11 protein-coding genes and 1 pseudogene are annotated in these 24,503 nt (G+C 41.4%); 1 reads left to right on the top strand and 11 read right to left on the bottom strand.

Features of this window, described 5'->3' with window-relative positions; translation table 11 throughout:
* Positions 1–79: 79 nt before the first annotated feature.
* The 9 genes and pseudogenes from ACFQ3S_RS04685 to ACFQ3S_RS04645 form a co-directional block, all read right to left on the bottom strand.
* On the bottom strand, positions 80–1,426 hold the full coding sequence (locus ACFQ3S_RS04685; protein ID WP_377161731.1) for a family 43 glycosylhydrolase: 1,347 nt from the start codon (positions 1,424–1,426) through the stop codon (positions 80–82).
* Between the two features lie 96 nt (positions 1,427–1,522).
* Positions 1,523–2,452, bottom strand: coding sequence for an alpha/beta hydrolase (locus ACFQ3S_RS04680; protein ID WP_377161729.1), 930 nt, complete (start codon positions 2,450–2,452; stop codon positions 1,523–1,525).
* Positions 2,453–2,469: 17 nt separating this feature from the next.
* Positions 2,470–3,312 carry a sialate O-acetylesterase gene (locus tag ACFQ3S_RS04675; RefSeq protein ID WP_377161727.1) on the bottom strand — a complete coding sequence of 281 codons (843 nt, stop codon included), beginning with the start codon at positions 3,310–3,312 and terminating at the stop codon, positions 2,470–2,472.
* 15 nt (positions 3,313–3,327) lie between these two features.
* A complete protein-coding gene (locus ACFQ3S_RS04670) occupies positions 3,328–5,346 on the bottom strand; it encodes an alpha/beta hydrolase-fold protein (protein ID WP_377161725.1) in 2,019 nt (672 codons plus the stop codon).
* Positions 5,347–5,770: 424 nt separating this feature from the next.
* Positions 5,771–7,408, bottom strand: a complete 1,638-nt coding sequence (locus ACFQ3S_RS04665) for a glycoside hydrolase family 43 protein (protein WP_377161723.1) — start codon at positions 7,406–7,408, stop codon at positions 5,771–5,773.
* Positions 7,409–7,676: 268 nt separating this feature from the next.
* A complete protein-coding gene (locus ACFQ3S_RS04660) occupies positions 7,677–11,837 on the bottom strand; it encodes a hybrid sensor histidine kinase/response regulator transcription factor (protein ID WP_377161721.1) in 4,161 nt (1,386 codons plus the stop codon).
* A 264-nt stretch (positions 11,838–12,101) separates the two neighbouring features.
* Positions 12,102–12,479 (bottom strand): glycoside hydrolase family 95-like protein, encoded by a 378-nt coding sequence (locus tag ACFQ3S_RS04655; RefSeq protein WP_377161852.1) that lies wholly within the window; start codon positions 12,477–12,479, stop codon positions 12,102–12,104.
* A gap of 6 nt (positions 12,480–12,485) precedes the next feature.
* Positions 12,486–14,507: pseudogene (locus ACFQ3S_RS04650) on the bottom strand (glycosyl hydrolase family 95 catalytic domain-containing protein); the annotation flags it as partial.
* Between the two features lie 149 nt (positions 14,508–14,656).
* Complete coding sequence (locus tag ACFQ3S_RS04645) at positions 14,657–16,930, bottom strand: beta-L-arabinofuranosidase domain-containing protein (protein ID WP_377161719.1); 2,274 nt, start codon at positions 16,928–16,930, stop codon at positions 14,657–14,659.
* A 584-nt stretch (positions 16,931–17,514) separates the two neighbouring features.
* On the opposite strand from ACFQ3S_RS04645, the gene ACFQ3S_RS04640 reads away from it, so the two are divergent.
* The gene (locus ACFQ3S_RS04640) at positions 17,515–18,603 is read left to right on the top strand and encodes an endo-1,4-beta-xylanase (RefSeq protein ID WP_377161717.1); all 1,089 of its coding nucleotides are present in this window, start codon (positions 17,515–17,517) and stop codon (positions 18,601–18,603) included.
* Positions 18,604–18,904: 301 nt separating this feature from the next.
* Here ACFQ3S_RS04640 and ACFQ3S_RS04635 read toward each other — a convergent pair whose 3' ends face one another.
* A complete protein-coding gene (locus ACFQ3S_RS04635; protein WP_377161715.1) occupies positions 18,905–20,851 on the bottom strand; it encodes a RagB/SusD family nutrient uptake outer membrane protein in 1,947 nt (648 codons plus the stop codon).
* Between the two features lie 22 nt (positions 20,852–20,873).
* A complete protein-coding gene (locus ACFQ3S_RS04630; protein WP_377161713.1) occupies positions 20,874–24,062 on the bottom strand; it encodes a SusC/RagA family TonB-linked outer membrane protein in 3,189 nt (1,062 codons plus the stop codon).
* Positions 24,063–24,503: the final 441 nt, after the last annotated feature.

The raw sequence follows: 24,503 nt of genomic DNA, 5'->3' as shown, positions 1-24,503 counted from the left end.
AAGCGTAGTTTGTATGCTGATTTTGGCGTTTGGTATTGTTCTGCTTCAATTTATAATAACTTACCCGCCTTTTGGTACATTACCGGAAACTGATCCAGTCGACTTCTACAGCAGAATTTTTTGCAGCAATAACCAAATGATGTACCCCTTGCTTAATTGAACTCACCGGAACAGTAACCTCGCGCCAGGAAGCACCTTTTGGTACTTTAACCTTAGCTATCAAATTACCGGTAGCAGCAGCATCCCTGATCTCTAAGGTGCCGCCCTGACCCGACCATACTCTCACCGTTACATTTTTAACTTTACCAAAATTCACACTATTGTACCTGATCCAACCGTTTTTAGTAGCAGGCAAATTAGTTTTCCATCCTTCAAATACCTTGGCCGTATCAATAAATTTTACCGTTGCATTGTCGCCTTTTTCGCTGTAACGATCAATCTGTATTTTGCTTAAAGCTTGTGTAAGGCCAACGCCACGGAGGGTAGGAATTACTTTTTTGATAGTGCCACCGGCATTAAAGAACAAGCTATCGGCACGGATAGATCGGTTTTTGTCGAAGTTAGGCGACAGGTCACTACTGTGATAGAACAGGTAGTGCTGCCCTTGGTATTCGATAATAGAATGGTGATTAGTCCAGCAGCCGGTTGGGTTTTCGTCCATAATTACGCCCGTAAACTTAAACGGCCCCAACGGACTTTTACTGGTGGCATACTCTAACCTTTCTATCTTGTTTTCCACATGCGGGTAGGTTAAATAGTAGGTACCCTTGTGTTTGTACATATAAGGGCCTTCTTTAAGTCCTTTAACGGGCAGGTCTGTAAGGGTTTGCACTTCGCCTTCTATCTCCAGCATATTGGCTTTTAGCTTGGCTGCAAAAATATTTCCCTGCGACCAGTACAGGTATGCTTGCCCATCATCATCTATAAACACATTAGGATCTATACCCAACACGCCTTTAATAGGTTCCGGTTGAATTTTAAACGGCCCGGTTGGTTTATCGGCAACGGCTACGCCAATGGCAAAACGACCCCGCCCTCCGGCAGTTTGCGGTTTGGTAGTGGTTGGAAAATAGAAGTAGTATTTACCGTTACGGGCAATGCAATCGGGCGCCCACATACTGTATGATGCCGGGTCGGCCCAGGGTACCGTAGTTTGGCTAACAATCATACCGTGGTCGGTCCAGTCGGTAAGGTTGCCCGACGAAAACACATGATAGTCTTCCATTACAAACCAACCAGCCCGGCCGCGACCGGGAGCTGCCTTAATATCGTGCGAAGGATATACGTACACCCTACCGTTAAAAACCCTGGCCGATGGATCGGCCGTGAACTGATTTGTGATCAGTGGGTTTTGAGCATTTGCCACTGTAACCAGGAGCGTAGCAGCTGCAACTAAGAACCAGCTTTGTAAATATTTCTTCATCATTGGTTATCCTGAAAATGCTTGATTCTTCGATGTGGTTTTATGTAATTTTTCACGCAATAAGCTACTTTTTCGTATTTTTTCGTGATTATATAAAGTTTAATTGATCCATTTTCCGCGTTTCATCCAGTTAAACAGCGGCACAGTCCAATCGGGCATTCCAAAAATAAACCCATGACCACCCTTTGGAAAAAGGTGCATTTCCACAGGTACACGCAAGTGGCGTAGCTTTTCATAAAACACAATACTGTTATCTACGTCAACCAATTGATCGTCGCCGGCGTGGGTTAAATATGTAGGCGGGGTATGGGCATCTACCTGTAACTCATTAGAATACAAATCAATAAGCTTCGCCGATGGGTGATTACCCAGCAAATTCCTCCTCGAATCGGCATGAGTAAGTGAGTCCTGCATGCTAACCACCGGATATACTAAAATTACAAAATCGGGCCTTAAACTGGTATTATTGGCATTAGGTGTTACAGGCTGCCTGTAGTGCGTGGCCAGCGTAGAAGCCAAATGCCCCCCTGCTGAAAACCCAGCCACCCCTATCTTATTGATATTCAGGTTCCATTTGGCAGCATTCTCCCTAATTAGTTTGATAGCCTGCTGCGCATCCTGCAACGGACCAATGCTCTTGTCCATCATCAGGGAATCATCGGGAAGGCGGTACTTGAGCACAAAAGCAGTGATCCCTTTTTGCGCAAAAGCCTTAGCTGTTGCCACGCCTTCACCATTGTAAGTCAGCACTTTATAACTACCACCCGGGCAAATCAGCACCGCAGTACCGTTAGCGGTTCCTGCATTGGGCAAATAAATTTCAAGTGATGGACGGATGACACGGTAAATAAGTCCGGGCGATAGCTTGCTGGGCAAAGGTGCCAGTTTGCCCTGCTTTGAGTTAGGGACTTGTTCGTTATATAACGCTAAGGTATCCTGTGCTTTAGCATGAGCCGGCAGCAGCATTTGCAACGATAAGAGGAAACCTGCTAAACTTGCCTTTACTATAATTAAAAATTTAATTTTCATTGTATAAGCAAATTTGATTATTCTGCTTTTGCCACTTTGTAGCCTAAAATTTCCAGCATTTTTACGCCATAACGTGTGCCAAGCTTGCGACAACCTTCGGCGGTAAAGTGCAGCCTGTCTTTACCGCAAGTGCAACCGGCAGAGGATATTACATGCGCATTCGGGATAGCATCTGGCAACGTGGCTATAATTTTGTTCATTCCTGCACAAAGCCCATTTTGGTCGGCATTCACCACTTCACCAGCCAACAGAGGTACTGATTTAGGTTTAAGTTTTAAATCTTTAATAAGGTTGCTATACACGTTGTGTACTTTTTGCGTCCATAAAGTATCATTAGTGTTCGACTCTCCCTGATGTAATAAAATCCCTTTAATTACTCCTGCCTTTTGGGCGAGCTTTGCCAATTCAACCAGGCGGGCATAAGGATTGTTATTATATTCGGCTGCCATTTTTTTCATCCATTCGGGTGCGGTTTCTAAATAAGTTTTATGGTTATCCTTGTCGAAAATTTCGATCTTAGAACCTGCTACAGATACATTAATGATACCTATTTTCACCTTTGCAGGAAGGTTAGCCAGCATTGTTTTTCCAAAATAATCGGCTGGTGATAAACCGGTGTTGCAGCGGCACAAAGGCGGCACGGCTGCATACCAATGATCTTTTAAACGTTGACGCTCCGGGCAATCAACAGCCTGTAAAACCCGAAACCTTTCGTTAGCCACCGTATCCTGAGGTTCAAATTTAGGATTACCCTCCATGTTCGATTGACCGAAGCAAAGGAATATGTAAAAATCCTTGTCTTGAGCGAAACCCGAAAAGTGCAACATTATTAACGGCAAAAGCCATAAATATCTTTTCATAGCAGTAGTTATTGGTTAATCTTTAAAAATGAGGGAGGCGAACTGGCGTAATGAGCGGCGCCAGGTTTGCCATTCATGTGCCGTACCCGGCGACTCGTAGTAAACATGCTTGATGCCTGCTTTCTCCAGGGCCTTATGAAAACCGTTAACACCAGTGTACATGCGTTCGGGTTCTGTGGTACCAATGCTCATATACAGCACCTTTATTTGCTTGTTAAATTTTTCGGCATCAGCCCATACACCGTTGTACATCTGAGTAACGTCGGTATTAGGTTGAATAAAACCTACACCGCTGAAACCGCCTACATAGGCAAACATATCCGGGTGGGTCATGGTGGTTTGAAAGGTTTGAAAGCCCCCCATCGAAAGGCCGGCCATAGCCCGATTATTACGGTCGGGCAGGGTTCTAAAGGTTCGTTCTGTCATCGGTATAATTTCTTTGATCAATACTTCAGGAAAAATATTCCCGTTCATGCCTGCAACATTGCCTGCCGGCTTTGTAGGGTCGGTGGCATAACCTCTATCCATCACCACGATCATGGGACTGGCTTTCTTCTCTGCAATAAGATTATCAAGAATAAAATTCATTTTCCCTTGGGCCGTCCAACCGGTTTCGTCCTCGCCCGAGCCGTGCTGCAAGTAAAGCACCGGGTATTTCTTAGAAGAGTTATCGTAGTTGGCCGGAGTATATACATAGGCGCGTCTCCAGGCCTGGGTGAGATTTGAATAATAATTGATCAAACGCACTTGCCCGTGAGGTATATTTTTGATTGCATAATACTCGGCATCTGGGTCAGGAATATCTATGCCGCTGGCCATGCGGCCCATTCCGTAATAGGTTTGGCTGGCCGGGTCAACCACAGCAACACCATCAATAATTAATGAGTAATAATGAAAGCCCAATACTATAGGCTCTGTGGTAACGGTCCAATAGCCTCCGGTGTCTTTTTGCATAGGAAACTTCTTAGTTAGATCAATAATAACCTCTTTGGCTTGCGGTGCTTTTACCCGGAAGAAGACGCGGTTATCTGGTAAAATCTGCGGATATTTTACACCAGGAATATTAGTGGAAGCGGGCATACCTGCTGGTGATGTAGTACTATTTAACGTGGAGCTATATAGTGGAAAACTCGACACATCAACCGGTTTAAAAATAAGTTGCGAAAACATGTATAAGCCGTTTTTCCACACTTTAAAATCATGCACACCAGGCTCAATATAATAGATGTGAGGCACTTCTTTTGCCGCCAGGTAATCATGCGTACGCTTGCTGAAACTAACCAGGTTGTCGCTTGCACCGCAAGATATGAAGAGCAGCTTTAATTGCTTTTTGGTTTTCTCCGGGTCGGGAACCAGTTCTTGGGGCTGTTTCGTATTTGGAGCAGCCGAATAAGCACCAACCCAGGCAAACGTATTCAGGTTTCCCAAGCCGAAATTGAGTGATTGCCCTCCACCCATTGATAGGCCCGCTATGGCACGATGTTCACGGTCTTTTATAACAGGAAAACTTTTTTCAACGAAAGGAATCAGGTCTGTTAGCAGGTCTTTTTCAAAAGTAGCAAAGGCTGCAACCTTATCCGGGGCCATAATGTTACCCACCGGCCTGTCGTTTTGCATGGCACGGCCGTTAGGCATTACCACAATCATGGGTACCAATTTGCCATCGGCATATAAATTATCTAAAATATTTTGTGGCTTACCACCGTTGTACCATTCTTTTTCGTCGCCTCCAATGCCATGAAGCAGGTATAGTACAGGGTACTTTTTGCCCTTTGAATAGCCTGGTGGTGTATAAATTAATGCCCTGCGTTGCACGCCTACCGTTTTAGAGGTATAGGTTATTGTATCAATTTTTCCATGCGGAATACTTGTTTTATTAACATCAAAGCCTTCATTAGCCTGTGGTATCCTTTCCTGTGCAAGTGCTGTCGAAAACATTCCATACCATAGAAACATAAAAGACAGAAGTTTACCGGCCACTCGTATGTTTAATATTTTATGCGGAGTAGTATTTGATTGATAGCTGATCTTCATAGCGTGTGTTAGCTGAATTTTATTAGGTATAATGGCTAAATACTAACGTGTAAACAATACATCTACTTCAAACATAAATTAACTTACTGGTCAATTCACAATCGATTGTATCATTCAATAAATCTTATAAAAATGTTTGGAGGGAACAATAGGTTTTTATTGCCTTAATTTAATTTCAAAGGTAAAGCCTAACCTACTACCATTATAATAATTATGGATAATATTGGTGTACAAATGTTCAAAACCTTGTAATTCAACATAATTTAAATCAATTGAGCTATTTTCATATAGTTGATATTTTTACACATCAAAATAAAAAATTTCATTATACAATGCATAATTGTAATGCCGTAATAAACACTTACTTGGTTTAAGTTCAGCGCCAGGCTGTCCTTATAATTTGCAATAAATTTGGGGGGGTATTTTATTTGTAAACGCTGTCTGCTCCTGTATAATCGAACGATTTAAAAGTAGCGGTATTTGAACTCACGCTGCCCGATGAAGTTACATACATGGCAAAAACACTCCCGATAAATCCACCGGACACCTGTGTACTCAAAAATTTACCGTCTACATCTTTCTTTAGTGCTTTCCAGGCTCCGTTGGTTGGTGCATGTTCAAAATTATAGTTTGCACCGTTGGCCACAATCCTAAAGCGAATATCGTGCTGACCTTCGGGCAAACGCTCCCAGGCTAACAGTTCCATTGTTTTTGTATTGTTAGTTCCTTTAAATAACTGAACAACAGGGTGCATGGTACTATCAACAGACTTGCAAATAAAATAAAAATGGCTTTCGTCCTGAAAGGCCGTCAAACCTGCCTTTTCATTTGGCTTTACCGCAGTAAAACGCATTGTTGTACCTGCCGTACAGGCCGTGTGTTGCTGGCGTTTGGCTATAAATGCCGGATGCGCTTTTTCCATACAGGTTTCCGGTTTTAAATTCATGATCAAACCTTTATTAGGGCTTGTTTTATACCAACCAGATTCATGTGTACGCAAAAACAGGAATGATTTATCCAATCCTTTCTCAAACCGGGTAGTATAACTAAAATTACCGCTTTGCGGCGGCGTTCCAGCCTCTTTATATTCCTTAAAATTTACGCTGTATTGGTATTGAATTTCTTTAAAATCAGGGTTGATAACAGGCCATTCGTTTTTCCATTTTACAGGAGCAATAAATGTTTCGCGGCCGGTATTGTAGTAATTGCCTTCATAGGGCCTAACAGCCAAAAACACCGCATAAGTTTTACCATCCGGCCCGTTCACAAACTCCGCATGCCCTGCCGATGTGATAGGATTTTTACGGTCTTCGGGTAATCCGCGCTGTGTAAGGATCGGGTTGTTTTCGTAGGGAGTATAAGGGCCTAATGGCATTTTACTGCGAAAAATAACTTCAGAATGGTTGACCGATGTACCACCTTCGGCAGCGTATAGGTAATACCAACTACCAACTTTCATAATGTGCGGGCCTTCTATCCATACGGGCTTCCTAGATATATCTACACCGCCATTAACCAGGATATGATTTTCGCCCTTAACCTGGTTAGTAACCGGGTCAAATTCATTTACACGTATGGTACGGTGTCCCGAATACAAAGGCCTATTATCAGGTGCATCCCCGTTGTAAACAACATAAGCCTTGTCCTGGTCAAAAAATAACGATGGATCAATGCCTTGTACCTGGGGTAGCCAAAAAGGGTTACTCCAAGGACCGGCCGCGCTTTTGGCCGTCATTACAAAGTTACCGCCATGATCTATTTGAGTACAGGTAATGTAAAACAAACCATTATGATAATTAATGGCCGGTGCAAACAATCCACGTGTTACCCGGTCGCCCATAAAATTCATCTGCGTGGGCCTTTCAATCACATTGCCAATTTGCTTCCAGTTTTTAAGATCCCTACTGTGAAATACGGGGATACCTGGAAAGTATGCGAATGTGGAATTAACCAAATAGTAATCATTGCCCACTTTTGTAATACTTGGATCGGGGTAAAAACCTGCAAGAATTGGGTTGATAAGCTTTGTTTGCCCGTTAACCTGCAGAAAAAATAAAAACATTAAACCTGATAAGAAAAATTTATACATAGCTCTATAATAACAATTAACCAAAGTAAAGTGCTCACTGTGTACGTATCAATCCAAAACACTTGCTTCTTGCAATACTAACTTTAGGTTTATTATACGGTAATTAAATACCCTGTAATTTGAATTTGCAGTAAACAAATAAAAGTATCTGTTAGGAATATGAAACTACTGCTGATATGTATTAATTTGAGCTACGAATGTTCATTCATTACGCCCTAATGAGTGATGTTCGTGTATATAATTATAAAACATCTTCGCTGGCTTGCTTTACTGATTTTCTTTTTTTGCTGAGGTACTCAGAAGGAAGCATTTGATATTTAGTTTTAAATGATTTTGCAAAATAATTGGGTGTAGCAAAACCTGCAGCATAAGCAATCTGCGCAATATTCATATCACTATTTTCCAGTAACTGGGTTGCTTTTTCGAGTTTTATAGATCGTATAAATTCTACCGGAGAAAGGCCGGTTATTTCCAGCAGCTTGTTATATAAAGATCCTCTGCTCATGCCCATGTGCCGGCTTAAATCCTCTACAGACAATTGTGTATTAAGAAGATTTTCTTCTATATAGGTAACTACTGCTTTCAAAAACCTCTCTTTACCCGATTCAATTTGCACGTGAACTGGCTCAATTTTTAATTGTTTGGTGTAAGTTTTTTTGAGCGTTCTATTAAATGCCAGTAAATTATTTATTTTAATTACCAATATTTCAAAGCTAAATGGTTTCGTCAGGTAATCGTTGGCACCGGATGACAATCCGTTAATTTGCTCTTCTTCCCTGCTGGATGCCGTTAGTAAGATTATAGGAATATGGCTTGTTCGCTTATCTGCTTTTAGTTTCATGCTAAGCTGTACACCATCTATGTGTGGCATCATAATATCACTTACAATAACTTCGGGGTGTGTGGCTAAGGCTTTTTGCCATCCTTCTTTTCCATCAGCCGCTTCTATTACCTTGTAACGAATACTTAAATTATCCCGCAAGTAAAACCTAAAATCTTCATTATCCTCAACAACCAAAATTACAGGAAGTGTTTCTACAACTTTTTCGCTGTTAACATCATACGGTATGGCTTGAGGATTTATAATCGCTAAATCTTCAGCTTCATCGTCTGGGCGTTCAATCAAACTAATTTGGGCAACTTCAGCATCCACCGGCAAATTAATGATAAACGAGCTTCCCTTGCCAGGCTCACTTTCCAGCTCAATAGTACCGCCATGCAGCTCAACAAATTCCTTAACTATTGATAAGCCTATGCCACTACCCTGATTGAATATATTTTCAGACATCCTGTTTTGGTAAAAACGATTAAAGATGTGTTGTTGCTGCTCCTTATCCACCCCTATTCCGGTATCGGTAACTTCTATTACCAGGCAAGGTTGATTAAGATCGGGGTGCGGATTTTTGAGGTAAGTAATCAGCATAACCTTGCCTCCCTCCAACGTAAATTTAAAGGCATTCGATAGCAGATTAAACAATACACGTTCCAGCTTATCCGGGTCAAAACTTGTTTGAAGCGAATTAACAGAAGATTTAAAAACAAATGCAATTCGCTTTTTTTCCGATAGATCATTAAAGGATTCACTAACCTCTTTTTGAAAGGCGATAATATCTGCTTTGACCGGGTTAAGTTTTAATTGTCCCTCCTCAATCTTTCTTAAATCGAACAATTGGTTCACTATATTTAACAAACGGCGAGCATTTCTTTTAATAACTAATAACTGTACCTGAATGCCGTTTTCCTGCGTTTGTCCCAAAAGTTTATCTACCGGTGCCATAATAAGCGCAATAGGGGTGCGAAAGTCATGACTTAAATTAGTTAAAAATTTAATCTTCAATCTATCCAAATCATGTAAGCGCTCAGCCTCACGTTTGGCTTCTTCCTGCTTGAAGGCTATCCTTAGTTTCTTTATCCCCCTGTATCTTAAAAGAAGCAACAGCGAACAAAATACTAAAACATAAAAAATGTAAGCGTAAATTGTCTTCCAAAATGGCGGTTGAATAATTATAATAATTGATTTGCTCTCTTTATTTAAAATCCCGTTGTTGTTACCGGCCTTAACCTCAAAAACGTACTCTCCCGGACTCAGATTGGTATAATAAGCCGTTGTTTTGGAACCTGCGTTAACCCAATCCTTGTCAAAACCTTTAAGGCGGTAGTAATAACGATTTTGCCTGGTACCGGTAAAGTTGAGCCCAATATAACTTATAGAAAAATTTTGCTTATAGTTGAGATGTATATTATTGGCTATTGAAATATCAGCGATCAATATATCCGAATCGGTGCTTGTTATTTCTTTCGCACCAATTTTTAAACTGGTGAAAACAACCGGCGTAGGGTTTTTATTTATGCGGATACCTAAATGCGGCTGAAAATAATTGAACCCTTCGGCACCTCCGAAAAAAATCATTCCGTTATGGTCTATAATCCCTGCACCCCGCTCAAACGAACCACTTTGCAAGCCATTAAATGAATTGTAATTAGTTACAATTTTACGGTTTGGATTTATCCAGCTAACACCCTTATTGGTGCTGAACCATATTATTCCTGCCTTGTCTTCCAAAATCTTGTGAATAATACCATCGCTTAGTCCTTGTGCTTCGCCAAAAGTTTCTACCTGCTTCGTAAGCACATCAATCTTTAAAAGCCCATCACCCGTACCGGCCCACATATTACCCTTACTGTCTTTATACAAAGTTTGTATTAAATTGCTCGGTAAATTATGAGCATGCCTACTCAAGGCTGTAAAACTCTTATTTTTTGGATCATATATAGCAATACCTGTTCCGTGCGAAGCTATCCACATACGTCCGTACTCATCTTCCTCAAAATCCCGGATATAGCCATTTAAGGGCAGCTTATCCTTGTTATTTGTACCAGGAAAGGGAAGAAATACTTTGAAAGTTTGACTTCCAGAATCGTAAACATTGATGCTACCGCCGTTAGTACCTACCCAAAGCTTTCCACTTCTATCCTGTTTCAGGCAAAATACATCATTATTATTTATAGTAGTATTTCCGGCACCTTCCAAAAATTGCTTTACTGAGCCATTGGCAGGGTTTACCCTAATAAGGCCATCCTGAAAAGTTCCTATCCACAAATTGCCATCTGTGGTTTTGGTTAGTGCCAAAATGCTTAATTGCGAACCATCCTTTTTTCTTGCTGATGTGATGGAGTAGTGTTTAAAAAGACCGTTTTGGGTATTAAAAGACGAAAGCCCGCCACCATCGGTACCCACAAATATATTGTTACCGTTTCCCTGGGCAAAAGAGGTTACAAAACCAGAACTTAAACCAAACGGATCGTATGGGTTACTTTTTTTCAGATTAAAAAACGTAAGATTGCTATCATACTTGTTAACACCTGCTACATATAGGCCCAACCAATAAATACCCTGTTTATCAACCAATATACTACGTACAGATTTACCAGATAGACTATAAACATTACGACCATCCGGCAAATAATGGTCTACCGCACCTGTTTGCAGGTTTAAAATATTTAAGCCTACTTCTGTACCTATCCAAAGCGCATCGCGCCCTGCAGCTGCCAGCGCGTAAATCGTATTGCTTGACAATTTGCCCGGATACGTACCCTGTTCTTTAATGTTGTAAAAGTGCCTGCCATCCGGCAATAGCCTGCTAAGCCCGCCATTAGTACCAACCCAAATATTTCCTTTATAGTCTTCAGCAATAGCTTTTACTAAACCACCAGCCAAACTCGCGGGGTCATTTTTATCTGGCTGGTAAGCTAAAAAATTGCCAGTTTGCCTATTATATTGATATAAACCGCTTTTCGTGCCGATCCACATCCGCTTACGACTATCTTCAAAAACCTTCAATACAGGCTGACGCCCAACTTCGGCAGGTACGTTACGCTGATCGCCAAATTTGGTAACCTTGCCCGTAACAGGATCGAGTTTGTTAAGACCACCAAGTGTTGCCACCCAAATTTTCCCTTCAAAATCGCCATATACGCTCCTAACAATATCGTTACTGAAACTGTTTACCTCATTATTTGATTTATAATGGTGAAAATTATTATGCTTGCGGTCAAACAAATGCAATGAACCACTTGTGGCTACCCATAAACGGCCTGAGCGGTCTTCGTAAAGGCTGTTAATTTCGCTCGACCATAAACTTGTACTATCTTTAGGTTTATGCCTATAAATGGTATAGTCCAGTCCGTCAAACTTAGTTAGGCCGTCTTCTGTTCCAAACCAAACAAAACCATAACTGTCTTTCAATATCGCAGTTACCGTATTAGAAGAAAGCCCATCTTTAGAACTAATTGCGGTAAAATTATATTTTGGTATTTGTGCTAAACCAGTACCGGTAAAAAACAGCATAAATACACATACAACCGCAAATCTTTGCCTGTTTAATAAGTTCAACTTCATCATAATTATCAGTACCCCTATCTGTGTAAAACTTCTATTTATACAACCTTATTTTTTGTATTAAAACAGTATAGGCAGAAAGGATGTTATATTGGTTGAACAAATATACTCTTGTATGCAACGTATGTAATGCAATGTTTGTACAAATCTTTATAACATAAGTTCACAACAAGTAAGTTTTGTGAGGAAAATATAAATAATAGATACTTTGTAATGCAAACAACCTCAACATAGTAAGTTCAATAACTATCAGGTTACGATTTAAAATCACTTCACTTCAAAAATGTAGGTTTTACCCGGCTTGGTTTCTAAATCATACAACCAATTTGCAGGCATGTTTAAAGCTAAATTGGTTGCCGGAACATTTATAACAGGCGTAGTAATATTTTCAACCCTATAATATGAATTAGAATTGTTTCCCGTAGCTTTTTTAAGAATTACACTGCTTAACTGCTGATTGGTACGCAAACGGCATTTACCACCAAGCGCTGAAAAAATGGTTAGCTTTTGAATACGGTGGTTACGCCATACCATATTAACTTTAAAGCCGCCCCTCGCTACAAGGCCGGCTATACTTCCGTCAGCCCAGGCATCGGGTAAGGCCGGTAATAGGTATATAGCGCCATCGTGGCTTTGCAACAACATTTCTGCAATGCCAGAGGTACAACCAAAATTACCATCAATTTGAAAAGGTGGATGCGCATCAAAAAAATTAGGATAAGTGCCTCCCGACTGTCCACCTACAGGCTTAATCTGATCTTTAATAAGTTTGTAAGCATGGTTACCATCAAGTAAGCGGGCCCAAAGATTGATCTTCCAAGCCATTGACCAGCCTGTAGATACATCGCCCCGGTATAGCAACGAGTTTTTAGCAGCTGTAAATAATTGCGGCTGACTAAACGGTGATATTTGGTTACCCGGAAACAAACCGTATAAATGAGAAACATGCCGGTGATTATCGGTTTTACTGTCAACATCATCGAGCCATTCCTGAAGTTGCCCATATTTACCAACCTGCATAGGTGGCAGCTGATTACGCAGCATTTTTAAAGTGTCGGCTAAAAGCTGATCGGTATGAAGTGCAGCAGAAGCACTAATCACATTACTAAATAAACCAAAAACCAACTGATTATCCATAGTTGACCCGGCAGTAACCGATACCGCATCTTTTCCTCCTATGTATTCATGCTCGGGCGAAACTGAAGGACTTACCACCAGCCAGCCATGCTCTGGTTCTTTTTGCAGCACATCTATAAATTACTGTGCGGCACCTTTCATCACAGGATAATACTGTTGCAGAAACTTACGGTCGCCGGTGTAAAGATAATGCTCCCATATATGCTGGCATAACCAGGCATTAGCCGTAGGCCAAAGTCCCCAAAAAGCACCATCCACAACTCCTGTAATGCGCCATATATCTGTATTATGGTGTAACATCCAGCCCCTGGCACCATACATGCCTTTAGCTGTAGATCTTCCTGTTTCGGCCAGGTCGCGTATCATGTTAAACAGCGGCTTATTAAGCTCGGTAAGTTGTGTAACCTCACTGGGCCAGTAATTCATTTCGGTATTAATATTTACCGTGTATTTACTATCCCAGGGGCCCTTAAGTTCACCATTCCATATACCCTGCAAATTGGCAGGCTGCGAGTTAGGCTGCGAAGAAGATATAAGCAGGTAACGGCCAAACTGAAAATAAAGTTCGGCCAGCTGTGGGTCGTTGGCCGTTGCAAATTGTTGAATGCGGATATCTGTTGGTTGCGATGCGTTAACAGCACCCAAATTCAATTTTACCCTATCAAAGTACGATTTGTAAAACTGCAAATGCGTTTTGTACATACTATTAAAACTTTTAACATAGGCGGTGTTAAGTGCCGTTAAAGCGCGCTGATTAGCGTTTGCAGAAAGATCTTTATAATTAACGAAATTGGTACCTATGCTTAAATAAAGCAGTGCCGTATCAGCCTGTGTTACATGTATGCCGGCGGTGTCGGTAACCTGGTTTCCTCCTGATAGTTTGGCACGTGCCATTACATTGAACCGGATCTTACCCTGTTGATTTTCATGATTACTGCCAGCACCCGCAAGCACCAGATCGTTATTATTAGTACTTACCGATTGACTAAGCAGACTTTGCAGCCTTACCCGGCAATTGATCATTTTCGGCTTACTCGCTGTAAGCCTCACTAATAAAACCTTATCTGTAAAAGAGGTGAAATATTCTCTTTTGTACTTTACTCCTTTGCAAGTGTAAGTAACTGTAGCAACCGCACGGGCAATATCCAAATCGCGGTAATAATCCGTTACCTCATCATGACCCAGAAAGTTGATATAAAGATTTCCGGCCAACTGGTATGGCATACCGCTGTTTCCTTTAGGTCCAAGAAACTTATTGGCAACCTGCTGGGCTTCTACATACTTTTTTTGTGCCAGCAGCACCCGAACTTCGGCCACATGTGGTGCCGCAGCCGTATCAAGATTATTATTTGGCCCACCACCCCAAATAGTACTTTCATTAAGTTGAACACGGTCCTGGGCAGTGTTGCCAAATACCATACCGCCTATGTAACCATTACCAATTGGTAATGCAGCATTCCAGTTAGCGGCAGGCTTGTTATACCAAAGTTTATATCGCTGTTGGTCATCATTTATACCTACAACAGACTTCTTCATTTGAGCATTAGCCGAATAGAATAAGCCTAATAGCAGCCCAAACAGTAAACACTTCTTCATAACTGGTTATATTGATGCGTCCTTTTTTTATGATTAAATGCTTTAAAAATCTAAATATCAACTATACCGTAGTTGGGAGAATCATTTCATTATCTTAGCAAGCGCAGGTCGTAAATTGCTGCTGTTTTTTTACCAGGAGTGGCTACAAATTTTACTAATACACTATTCCCTGCCTTTTTAATATCTTCAGGAACGGTAAACTCCCTGGTAACAAAAGCATCCCCTCCTGTTCCATTCAGGCTAATATGCTCCAGTTTAGTTTCGTTTAGATAGATGTCAAATTCGGCACCTTTATCTAACCCGTAATAGGTTATACTCAACTTGTTTGCAGCCGGCGAGATACGCAAACGGTAACTAAATGAGCCGGCAGCGTTGCGCCAGTGCAGATTTCTGAATATCCCAGTCTCCGACTGATCGGTAACCATAGCATGATCATTTTCGGGTTGCTGCTCTCCGGGTGTAACGCCATCAACAGTACGTGCTGCTAACTTAATATAAGTGTTATCCAGCATCTCCAATTCGGCCTCTTTTTGTTTAACACTGTCTTTAGAAGCTACAACCGGCCAGTAAAGCATATAGCGTGTATCGTGCAGCTTGTAAAAAGGCACCAGCTTCAAATTCTTAAACTTATTTTGCACAACGGCCTCACCTACCGTATAAACATTATTATCACTGGCGTTTTTTGTTACTGCATTATTAATTTGCGATGAGGTGCCGGTAAGCAAAGGCGAAGCGGTAAGCGCGTACATAGGCCCGGTTGCAATATGTCCCCAGCGGCTGCCTTTGGCATTCAAGCCCACTAAATTTGTGGTATCGGTTGGTGCGGCAAGCACCAATGGACCACGCAAAAACGAAACCCATTGAGAGTTATCGGGCAGGTATTCGGTATAGTTCTTCATAGGCAACTTTACCTGTATGTTGTCGCCCGTTTTCCAAAGCCTGTTAATGGCTACATATTCTCCGGCTGATGAAGAGTTAACGGCTTGTCCATTTACTTTAATGCTGTAGCCTTGTTGTTTAAGCCATTTCGGCTTTCTCATAAATATGGTAAAACGTTCGGGCTTAGCTATCTGAATTTTTAATTGGGTACTCTCCTTGTCTGGAAATTCACCTTGCTGTGTTACCTTTAAATTCCGCTCGCGCCAGTTTAATACTGAAGGAATAAATAGGTTGACATACAGGTCCTTATTTCGGTGCGTATAGATCAGTTCACCATATTTGCCATGGTTTTCCATCCCTGTGCCCACACAGCACCAAAAACTTTCATCGGCCGTAGAATATACCCTGTAATGTTGCGGGTGTATAGGCGTAAAGTAAACATACCCTCCCCTTTGAGGATGTTGGGAAGATAGGATATGGTTATATAATAACCGCTCGTAAAACTCTATATACTGCGCTTGAAAATCTTGCAGAAACAACATTTTAGACAGTTTGAGCATATTATTGCTGTTACAAGTTTCGGGGCCCTGGTCAGATTCTAACATGGTTGCAAAATTATCTGCCGGATTAAAGTGCTCTCTTACACTATTGCCACCAATGGATATACTGCGCTTATTAACCACCGTTTGCCAAAAAAACTTTGCAGCCGACCTATATGCCGTATCGTTACTCAATTCGCCTATGCGTTCAAAGCCAATAACCTTGGGTATCTGGGTATTGGCATGCAGTCCGCTTAATTTGTCCTGTTGTTTTTCGAGCGGTAATAATAACGACTGATGCGAAAACTTACGAGCCAGTTCCATGTACTTTTTTTGCCCGGAAATAACAGCAGCATCGGCGCAAACCTCATTCATACCGCCATGCTCGGTACCCAGCATTCGCTGTACCTGTTCTTCGCTCAAGCCCGAAAGCTCGTTCATGGCCCAGTCTGTCAGCTTTAAAAAAACATCTTTAGCCTGCTGGTTTCCTGCCAGCAAGTAACCATCGCGTAAACCGGCATATAGCTTGTGCAAGTTATACCAAGGCACCCACTTCTTATTAAAATCACTAAAATCGCCCTGTTTAAACTTAGCCCACATTTGCTTGCTGCCAGGTACTCCGCCCACATAACCATCGGTACTGTTCGCCTGGCAACGGGCAAGTTCGCTTACCATATAATCGAGCCGGCGTTTACATTCCTGGTTACCGGTTGCCGCATACATTTGTGCCAAAGCAGTTAAGTAATGGCCGCCGGTATGACCGTCCAAACCTGTATTTTCCCAATTGCCATAACTCTCGGCTTTAGGTTTTAACCCTGCCTCCCTCAAAAAAGGGGCAAGCAAACGATCGGGTTCCAATTTGAGCATGTATTGCAGGGTTACATTTTCTGCCTGAAGAAAAGGACTTTGTAACAGCCGTACCTGGCTTAGTTTAAAGGGTTGCATATAAGCTTCCTGCGCCAGTGCGGAACCCGTTGTTGAGACAAATAGTAAGCAACTAAAAATTTTATGGTATGGCTTCAAATTCATATAAATAGATAAATAACTTTTGCGCATTGCGCGTTGATGCAAGGATGCCTTACGGTTTATAATTTAAACAATTATAGCAAATAGCAATGTAAATAATTTTGTAAACGGGATTCTTTCCCATTCCGTTTCCCTGCTCCTTTGATTAAATAATTATGCTAAAATTAATAAAATGAAATGGCTGCCCTAATTAACCTGAACAGATTTGCCCCGCTTTAAACATTCCTATCTTTAATTTGATAAAATGCAACATTCACAACTTTTTTGAACTAAGCTAATTTTAATAGATTACTATATTTTGGGATTGCTCTAAAAATTGAACAAGGAGAGATTTTAGCGTAAATGTTACAGCAATTACGCCATAATGAACATTTGAGAGATTGAAATATACAAACGGCACCTCTTAAAACCCAACATGCCTATACCTTTGAATACATTGAACCAAGCTAATTTATTAAAAGCTTGACCCATTTAACCAAGAACCGAAAATTGAGCCAACCCACATGAAAAGAAAAAGCAAACTCATTTATTTTACCTGTGCTATTGCACTATGCTCGGCCGTCCTGGCGTGGCGTCCCTCGCAAATTGATACAGATAAGGGGCTTAAAGATTATTATAAAAAATATTTTCCCATTGGCGTAGCGGTTACTCCACGAGAGCTGAAATCGGAAGAAAGTAATTTGATTGTTAAAGAATTCAGCAGCATTACGCCAGAAAATGCCATGAAGATGGGACCGATACATCCCGAAGAAAACCGTTTTAACTGGCGTGATGCAGACAGTATTGTGGCTTTTGCCCAACGAAACCGCCTCAAAATGCGCGGGCATACGCTTTGCTGGCATGCACAGGCACCCGGCTGGATGTTTAAAGATTCGACAGGTAATGATGTAAGCAAGGACGTATTAATTGAACGACTTCGAAAACATATTAACACGGTGGTATCGAGGTATAAAGGAAAAATTTATGCGTGGGATGTAGTTAATGAAGCGATAGCTGATGACACTACTTTTTTACGCAAATCGAAATGGAACCAGATTACCGGTCAGGAGTTTATTGAAAAAGCATTTCAATTTGCACATGAAGCCGATCCTAAAGCGGTACTGTTTTACAATGATTATAACACCGAACAACCAGCTAAAAGAGAAAAGATCTATAAACTATTAAAGGGCCTTCTTGCCAAAGGAATACCGGTACACGGTGTTGGGTTGCAAGCGCATTGGTCGGTTACTAATCCAAGCCGCGAAGAACTGGAAAAGTCAATTGAGCTTTTTTCATCGTTAGGGTTACAGGTACAGTTTACCGAACTCGATATCTCCGTATATGCAGGCCGCCAAGGAGGTCAGCTCATTAACGGAGAGCGGCAACAAGCCAAAGCCGTTTTTACACCCGAGATGGAGCAACAGCAGCTTGAAAAATATAAAATGGTTTTCGAGGTATTCCGCAAATACAAGAAAAAGATCACCGGGGTAACTTTCTGGAACATATCTGACCGTTACACCTGGCTCGACGGAAGAGGCCGCAAAAATTATCCGTTGCTTTTCGACACCAATTTAAAACCTAAAAAAGCCTACGCCGAAGTGGTGAAATTTTAAAACCCGCTTTTATATCAGTTAAAGCCTGCTTGCAATACCGTAAGCAGGCTTTTTTATACTGTAGCTGATCGTTTTTATCTACATTGCATTATTACCTATATAATCTCCTCTAAAATTGCCTGCTAAACTATAATATGTATAATGAATTAAATGTGTATTACCAACGCTACAAAGTATTGTTAAGTAGTACTTTAACTCAGTAATATGTAAATAAAAAACGGGTTTCATGTTTCATGAAACCCGTTTTGCAGATTGGCTTTGTTGTGAAAAGCTAATGCAGATTTACAACAGCGCCTGCTTATTAATAACCGTTATTTTGCGGATATTTAGGGCCGCTAAGTACGGTATTGATAAAGCTTTGTGGTATTGGCCTGCGCATGTGATAATCCTGTACGTTTGGAGCACCTAATGCATTGTACATTTTTACACGTCTTACCAACTGCCTTGTTCTTACCAAATCATACCAACGGCGCGGGTCGCCATAAAACTCCCTGGTGTACTCGTCCAATATAAGATCCATACCGTTGAGCGGAGAACCCACTGTGGTACTTGCTGGTATAGCCAATTGCGCCTGTTGCGCAGGGGTTAATGTCATGGCGGCGGCATTGGCGGCATTAGCGGTAGCCATGTTTGCGGCTGTAACCCTAAACTGCCCTGCGGGTATAAATTGTCCGTCGGCCGGGGTACGGTAAGCGGCACGCTGCCTAATTACGTTTAGCTGTGTGGCGGCAGCTGTAATGTTACCTGCCATATAATTAGCTTCGGCATTCATCAGGTAAACTTCCGAAAACCTCATCACAATAACCGGCCTGCTCGAAAAGTCGTTCATACCTGCTCTTAGGTTATCATCAAACTTTTTAACCGTAGGAAAAATAGTGTTATTGTATTGACGCGGTGTAACAATCATTCCCTTAAAATCATCCCGGCGGGCCATAGTAACCTCAACGCCCGGCATCAAAATAGCCGTATCGCCGTTGGTGGGCGGCACAAATGAGTTTGTTGAGCTAAGCGTAGTTGGTATTAATGCCCCTTTAGGTGACCCATCACTTTTTAAACCGGCGGGTGTTGCTTTATTCGCAATCCAAAAAGTTTGAAACGTAGCATCCCAGCGCGTATCATTTACCTGGTTGGCAAAAGCCACCTGAACAGTGTAAGGTGCATTTGGTGCAACCCGAATATACGGACGACCGTTGTACACATCCCTTACCATAGGCCTCTTAGCAGTATTGATCCTGATAGGAACGGCATCTATACCCGCGCTGTTGTCTACACCGGCATTACCGATATAATCCCAGCGGTGTAATACAGGAATATTGTTCAAACCAAATCCACCTGTACCTTGCTGAGTGTAACCAGAGTAGGTTGGGTCATTCAATCCAAAGTCGATGGCGAACATGGTTTCCCTGCCATAATCGTTAACTTGTTTTACCGCATCGTTATAATCGGGGAACAGGTCAAGCCCGTAAGTGGCCTTGTTGGTAATCAATTCGGCTGTGAGATCGGCAGCTTTCTGAAAATCTCCTGGTTGTGCTACTTCTGTTAAATATCCCCTCGTTAAATAAGCTTTGGCTAAATAAGCTTTAGCCACGGCCGATGTGGCTGTTTTGCCAACTGTGGAAATTAAGTTACCTGTGGTAATAGTTGGCGGCAAGCCCGAAGCAGCTTCGGTAAAATCCTGGATAATAAAATTGTAAAGATCAGCAAGCTGAGCAGGTGCCTCAGCAGTTGTTGCTTCTGTTACAAATGCGTTACGTAAGGGTATCCCGCTTTTTTGTGTGGCGGTAAGGCCACCATAGGTTTGCACCAATTGAAAGTAAATCCATGCCCGTAAAAATTTGGCCTGGGCTATGTATTGTACTTTGGTAGCAGCAGGTAAATTTGAACTTTCGGCATACTGTATAACCCCGTTTAAACTGTTAATATCTGAATAGAGCCCAAGCTGATCGGGCGCATTGGAGGAATTAATACCATTATAATTATTCAGCGTAACATAATTGGTTTGAGCACTACCTCCGGCTATTGACTCGTCTGTTCCCATATACACGTAAGCGATACCCTCACCCTGGTGAAAGCCTCTCAAGGCACTATAAACACCAGTTATACCTGCCCTTATGCCACCAGGTGTAGAAAAGTAGCTGGGATAGAGTTCCGATCTTGGATTCTCTTCAAGAAACTTTTTACAACCGGTTATACTGGTTAGCATGGCCGCAACAGCGACAGCTAAATATTTTTTGTTTGAAAATTTCATATTATTTACTCTTCAATTTTTATTAAAACCTCGCGTTAATTCCAAAAATGAAATCCCTGGTTTGTAATCCCGGGCTAATAGCCGTACCACGATATGGAAAATTATTGGCATCATTAGGATTATAACCTCCTATATTCCCTGTTACTGCAGGAGATGCCGGGTTTAATGGATTTTGGTTACCCGCGTTAGTTACCGATTCGGGATCTGTAATGGAAAAGCCTTTATTTCTGATAGGCGCATATATTACAAACGGATTGGTTACGTTAGCATAAACCCTTAATGAGCCTAAGCCTACTTTACTTACTAATTTACTTGGCAGGTTGTAACCCACGTTTATACTTTTAGCACGTATAAATGAGCCATCGAAGTATTGTGTGGCAGAAATAAAAGGACTCTGAACGGTATTATTAGGCATTGGAAATACCCCGCTCTGATTTCTTGGCGTCCAGTAATCCATAACCGGCTGGTTATGGCGACCTAAATTAAGGTACTGCCAACCATTTAATGCCGAATTTGACGACGAAACATAAGGCACTACTGTTGTGAATTTCATACGTCCTTGTATCACGATATTCAAATCGAAATTTTTATAGGCAAACCTGTTGGTTAAGCCTAATGTATATTTAGGTTGGAAATTACCTATGATCTGATTGTCATTACTGTTAATAATACCATCACCGTTTAAATCTTGCACACGTACTTGCCCTGGATATTGTAAAGGGGATGTTTGTCCTCTTACTGCCTGGTAAGCACCATTTGCTGCCAAGCCCGGCGAGTCTGATATTTGCCAGATTCCTATCTGCTTCAAATCATAAATCACGCTAAGTGGTTGTCCAACAAATAAGCCAGTTCCTAAATTAAAGGGAGCACCGTTTGGCAACTCCACAACACGCTCACGGTTGAAGGCCATATTAAAATCAGTAGACCAGGAGAAGCCACCCAAATTTTGAATATTAATACTGCTCAAAGTAATCTCTAAACCTTTACTGGCCGAAGTAGCCAGGTTTGTACGCTGGCTGGAGGCACCCGTAGTTATAGGAAGAATGTTATTTACAATAACACCTGTTGTTTTGGTGCTGTATATTTCCACCGAACCGGTTAGTCTGTTTTTAAACAAACCAAAGTCTAAGGCCGCATTGTATTCGGTAGAGCGTTGCCAGGTTAAGGCGTTATTTACCAATGTACGTACTTGTACACCATTATCGTTTCCGGCCGAAACCCCTCCATACTGGTAATTCGCATTGTTTAACCTTCCTAAAATTTCATAAGGCTGTATGCTTTCTGTAGTGGATGTTTGTCCGTATCCGGCGCGTAATTTAAGGTTATCAATAAAGGAGTAACGTTTCATGAAAGATTCATTGCTAATAACCCAGCCTAAACCTATGGAAGGGTAAGTAATCCACTTATTTCCTTCTGATAGACGCGAGTTTGCATCACTCCTGATTGTAGCGGTAAGATTATACTTATTATCATAAGTATAATTTAAACGTCCAACAGCACCTAATAAGCCTTGCTGCTGGTATGAACCGCCCTGGTTAACAAAGGTACCTAAACCCAGGTTGCTGTTTAAAACCGCGTCCTGAGGGATACCGGTAACATTGGAGTTCGAATTTTCTGTTTGTTGCCTCTCCTGCGTAAAAGCACCAACCAGGTTAATATGGTGCTTATTTGAAAACGTATTGTCGTATGTTATCAAATGCTCTTGCGCAAGCCTGTACTGGTAATTGTTAACAGTACTGGCGTTGGTACGGGCAGTTACCAAAATACCGGCACCGTTTATGCCGTTATAAGTACCCTGTAACGATTGCGAAAAATTATAGTTAATTGTATAACGGTAGGTTAAATGTTTTACCGGGTTAAGTTCGGCATAAACGATATTGTTATTAAGGAAACCTCGGGTATAATTATAAAATATATCGGGGTTTCTTGTAGGTACCAAGGGGTTTAAGGTTAATTCGTCTACCGATCCTATTAAAGGTAAGGTATTTAACGAACCGTCTGCATTATAAGGGTAAGCAAGCGGGCTCATCCACTGGGCGTTAAACAGTTGCCCGGCACCGCTATTATTAATCAGGCGTAACGAGGTTTGAATGCTGGCCCCAACTTTAATTAATTTACTTATCCTGTGATCGATATTGGCATTCAGTGTAATACGCTTTGTACCTACGCTTGGTTCCAGCGTGTTTTGGGTACGGTAAGCTAAACCCAGGTTAAATTGTGTTTTCTCATTACCACTTGAAACCCGTAAACTTTGATCAAAAAGTACGGCCGGCTTGGTGTACAAGTCAACCCAATCGGTACTAATACCCTCGGCAAGTGCTCTTCTTTCTTCAGTAGTTAAGCTATATGTTGATGCAACCCCGTTGTTTTGTATCAGTGATCCTTCGGCAGCATCTGTTTTAAGCTGTGCGTAACCCGGTCCATCTAACAATTTAAATTTTCCTTGAAAATTACTAATACCTACGTATGAATCGTAATATACGGCCGATTGCCCTACACGTCCGCGATTTGTAGTTATTAAAAGTACACCACCCGATGCCCGCGAGCCATAAATAGCAGTTGCCGACGCACCTTTTAAAACATCAATGCTTTTAATGTCATTGGGGTTTATATTTTCAATGAAGTTGTAGTAAGGCTGGCCGTCTAATATAATTAAAGGCCTGTCAGCTCCCGGGTTTCCGATAGTTCTGTTACCCCTAATGGTAATGTTGGGTCCGTTTGGTGAGTTTACAACATCCAAACCAGCCACCCGGCCTTTTAATTGTTCAAAAACGTTTGCCGATGGTATCTCTTGCAATGTTTTTCCGCTCACGCTGGCCACCGTACCGGTTACATCTTGTTTTCTGAGCGTTCCAAAACCTACTACTACTACATCAGATAGGTTATTGCTGCTTTTAGTTAGCGGGATATTTCCAAGGTTACCACCCTGCCCTGTAATAGATTTTTCGAGGCTATTGTAACCTACATAGGAAATGGTAATAGTTTGTGTGGTGGCCGATACATTTATTGTAAATTCACCATTTACATTGGTTGTAGAAACGCTTTGCGTACCGTTAGCACGCACAGTTGCACCTATTAAAGGCTCACCTGTTTCATCTACAACTTTGCCTTTAACCGGTTGAGTTTGGGCAAATAGTGCTGTGGAAAATATGGTCAGCGCAAAAGCCAATACATATAATCTCCACCATTGAGTAAGTCTGATTATTCTCATGAATTGTATTTAATATTAATAATTTATAGGATTGGATTGAACCCGCTTAGGAGGCTGGGGACTTGTTTGCCTTTGACAAACAGTATTACGTTTGGTTTTTTCTCATAAAGTAAGTTTTAGTTCATAATTAGTTGGTCAATATTAACTATATACAATAAACCGGCTTTAACCTAAGTCACCTGCAATCGATTGCATAATGCGTTATATTATTTGATGATAGCACTATACAATGCTAAACTTAAATAGTATTACCGGATCAATGCTTGGTTTACGCTTAAAGCGATGGTTTAATTGTGGGCACTAAATTCGATGCTTTTAGCTAATCACATGTGCTACTCACGAATAAAAAGATAGCACAAATGTTTAGTTTTTACGAATATATGGCCTGCAATACGCTAAAATGCTTCTTTTTTTAATTTACCTACCATCCTTAAAAAAAAT

This window comes from Mucilaginibacter terrae (genome assembly GCF_042679325.1).
GTDB classification, from domain to species: Bacteria; Bacteroidota; Bacteroidia; order Sphingobacteriales; family Sphingobacteriaceae; genus Mucilaginibacter; species Mucilaginibacter terrae.
This window is presented reverse-complemented; position numbering and strand designations above follow the sequence as displayed.

Bases quoted from the DNA above. Each gene is read 5' to 3' on its own strand.
- ACFQ3S_RS04685 (WP_377161731.1), bottom strand. From the start codon at position 1,426: ATGATGAAGAAATATTTACAAAGCTGGTTCTTAGTTGCAGCTGCTACG.
- ACFQ3S_RS04680 (WP_377161729.1), bottom strand. From the start codon at position 2,452: ATGAAAATTAAATTTTTAATTATAGTAAAGGCAAGTTTAGCAGGTTTC.
- ACFQ3S_RS04675 (WP_377161727.1), bottom strand. From the start codon at position 3,312: ATGAAAAGATATTTATGGCTTTTGCCGTTAATAATGTTGCACTTTTCG.
- ACFQ3S_RS04670 (WP_377161725.1), bottom strand. From the start codon at position 5,346: ATGAAGATCAGCTATCAATCAAATACTACTCCGCATAAAATATTAAAC.
- ACFQ3S_RS04665 (WP_377161723.1), bottom strand. From the start codon at position 7,408: ATGTTTTTATTTTTTCTGCAGGTTAACGGGCAAACAAAGCTTATCAAC.
- ACFQ3S_RS04660 (WP_377161721.1), bottom strand. From the start codon at position 11,837: ATGATGAAGTTGAACTTATTAAACAGGCAAAGATTTGCGGTTGTATGT.
- ACFQ3S_RS04655 (WP_377161852.1), bottom strand. From the start codon at position 12,479: ATGTTGTTGCAAAGCCACGATGGCGCTATATACCTATTACCGGCCTTA.
- ACFQ3S_RS04645 (WP_377161719.1), bottom strand. From the start codon at position 16,930: ATGCAACCCTTTAAACTAAGCCAGGTACGGCTGTTACAAAGTCCTTTT.
- ACFQ3S_RS04640 (WP_377161717.1), top strand. From the start codon at position 17,515: ATGAAAAGAAAAAGCAAACTCATTTATTTTACCTGTGCTATTGCACTA.
- ACFQ3S_RS04635 (WP_377161715.1), bottom strand. From the start codon at position 20,851: ATGAAATTTTCAAACAAAAAATATTTAGCTGTCGCTGTTGCGGCCATG.
- ACFQ3S_RS04630 (WP_377161713.1), bottom strand. From the start codon at position 24,062: ATGAGAATAATCAGACTTACTCAATGGTGGAGATTATATGTATTGGCT.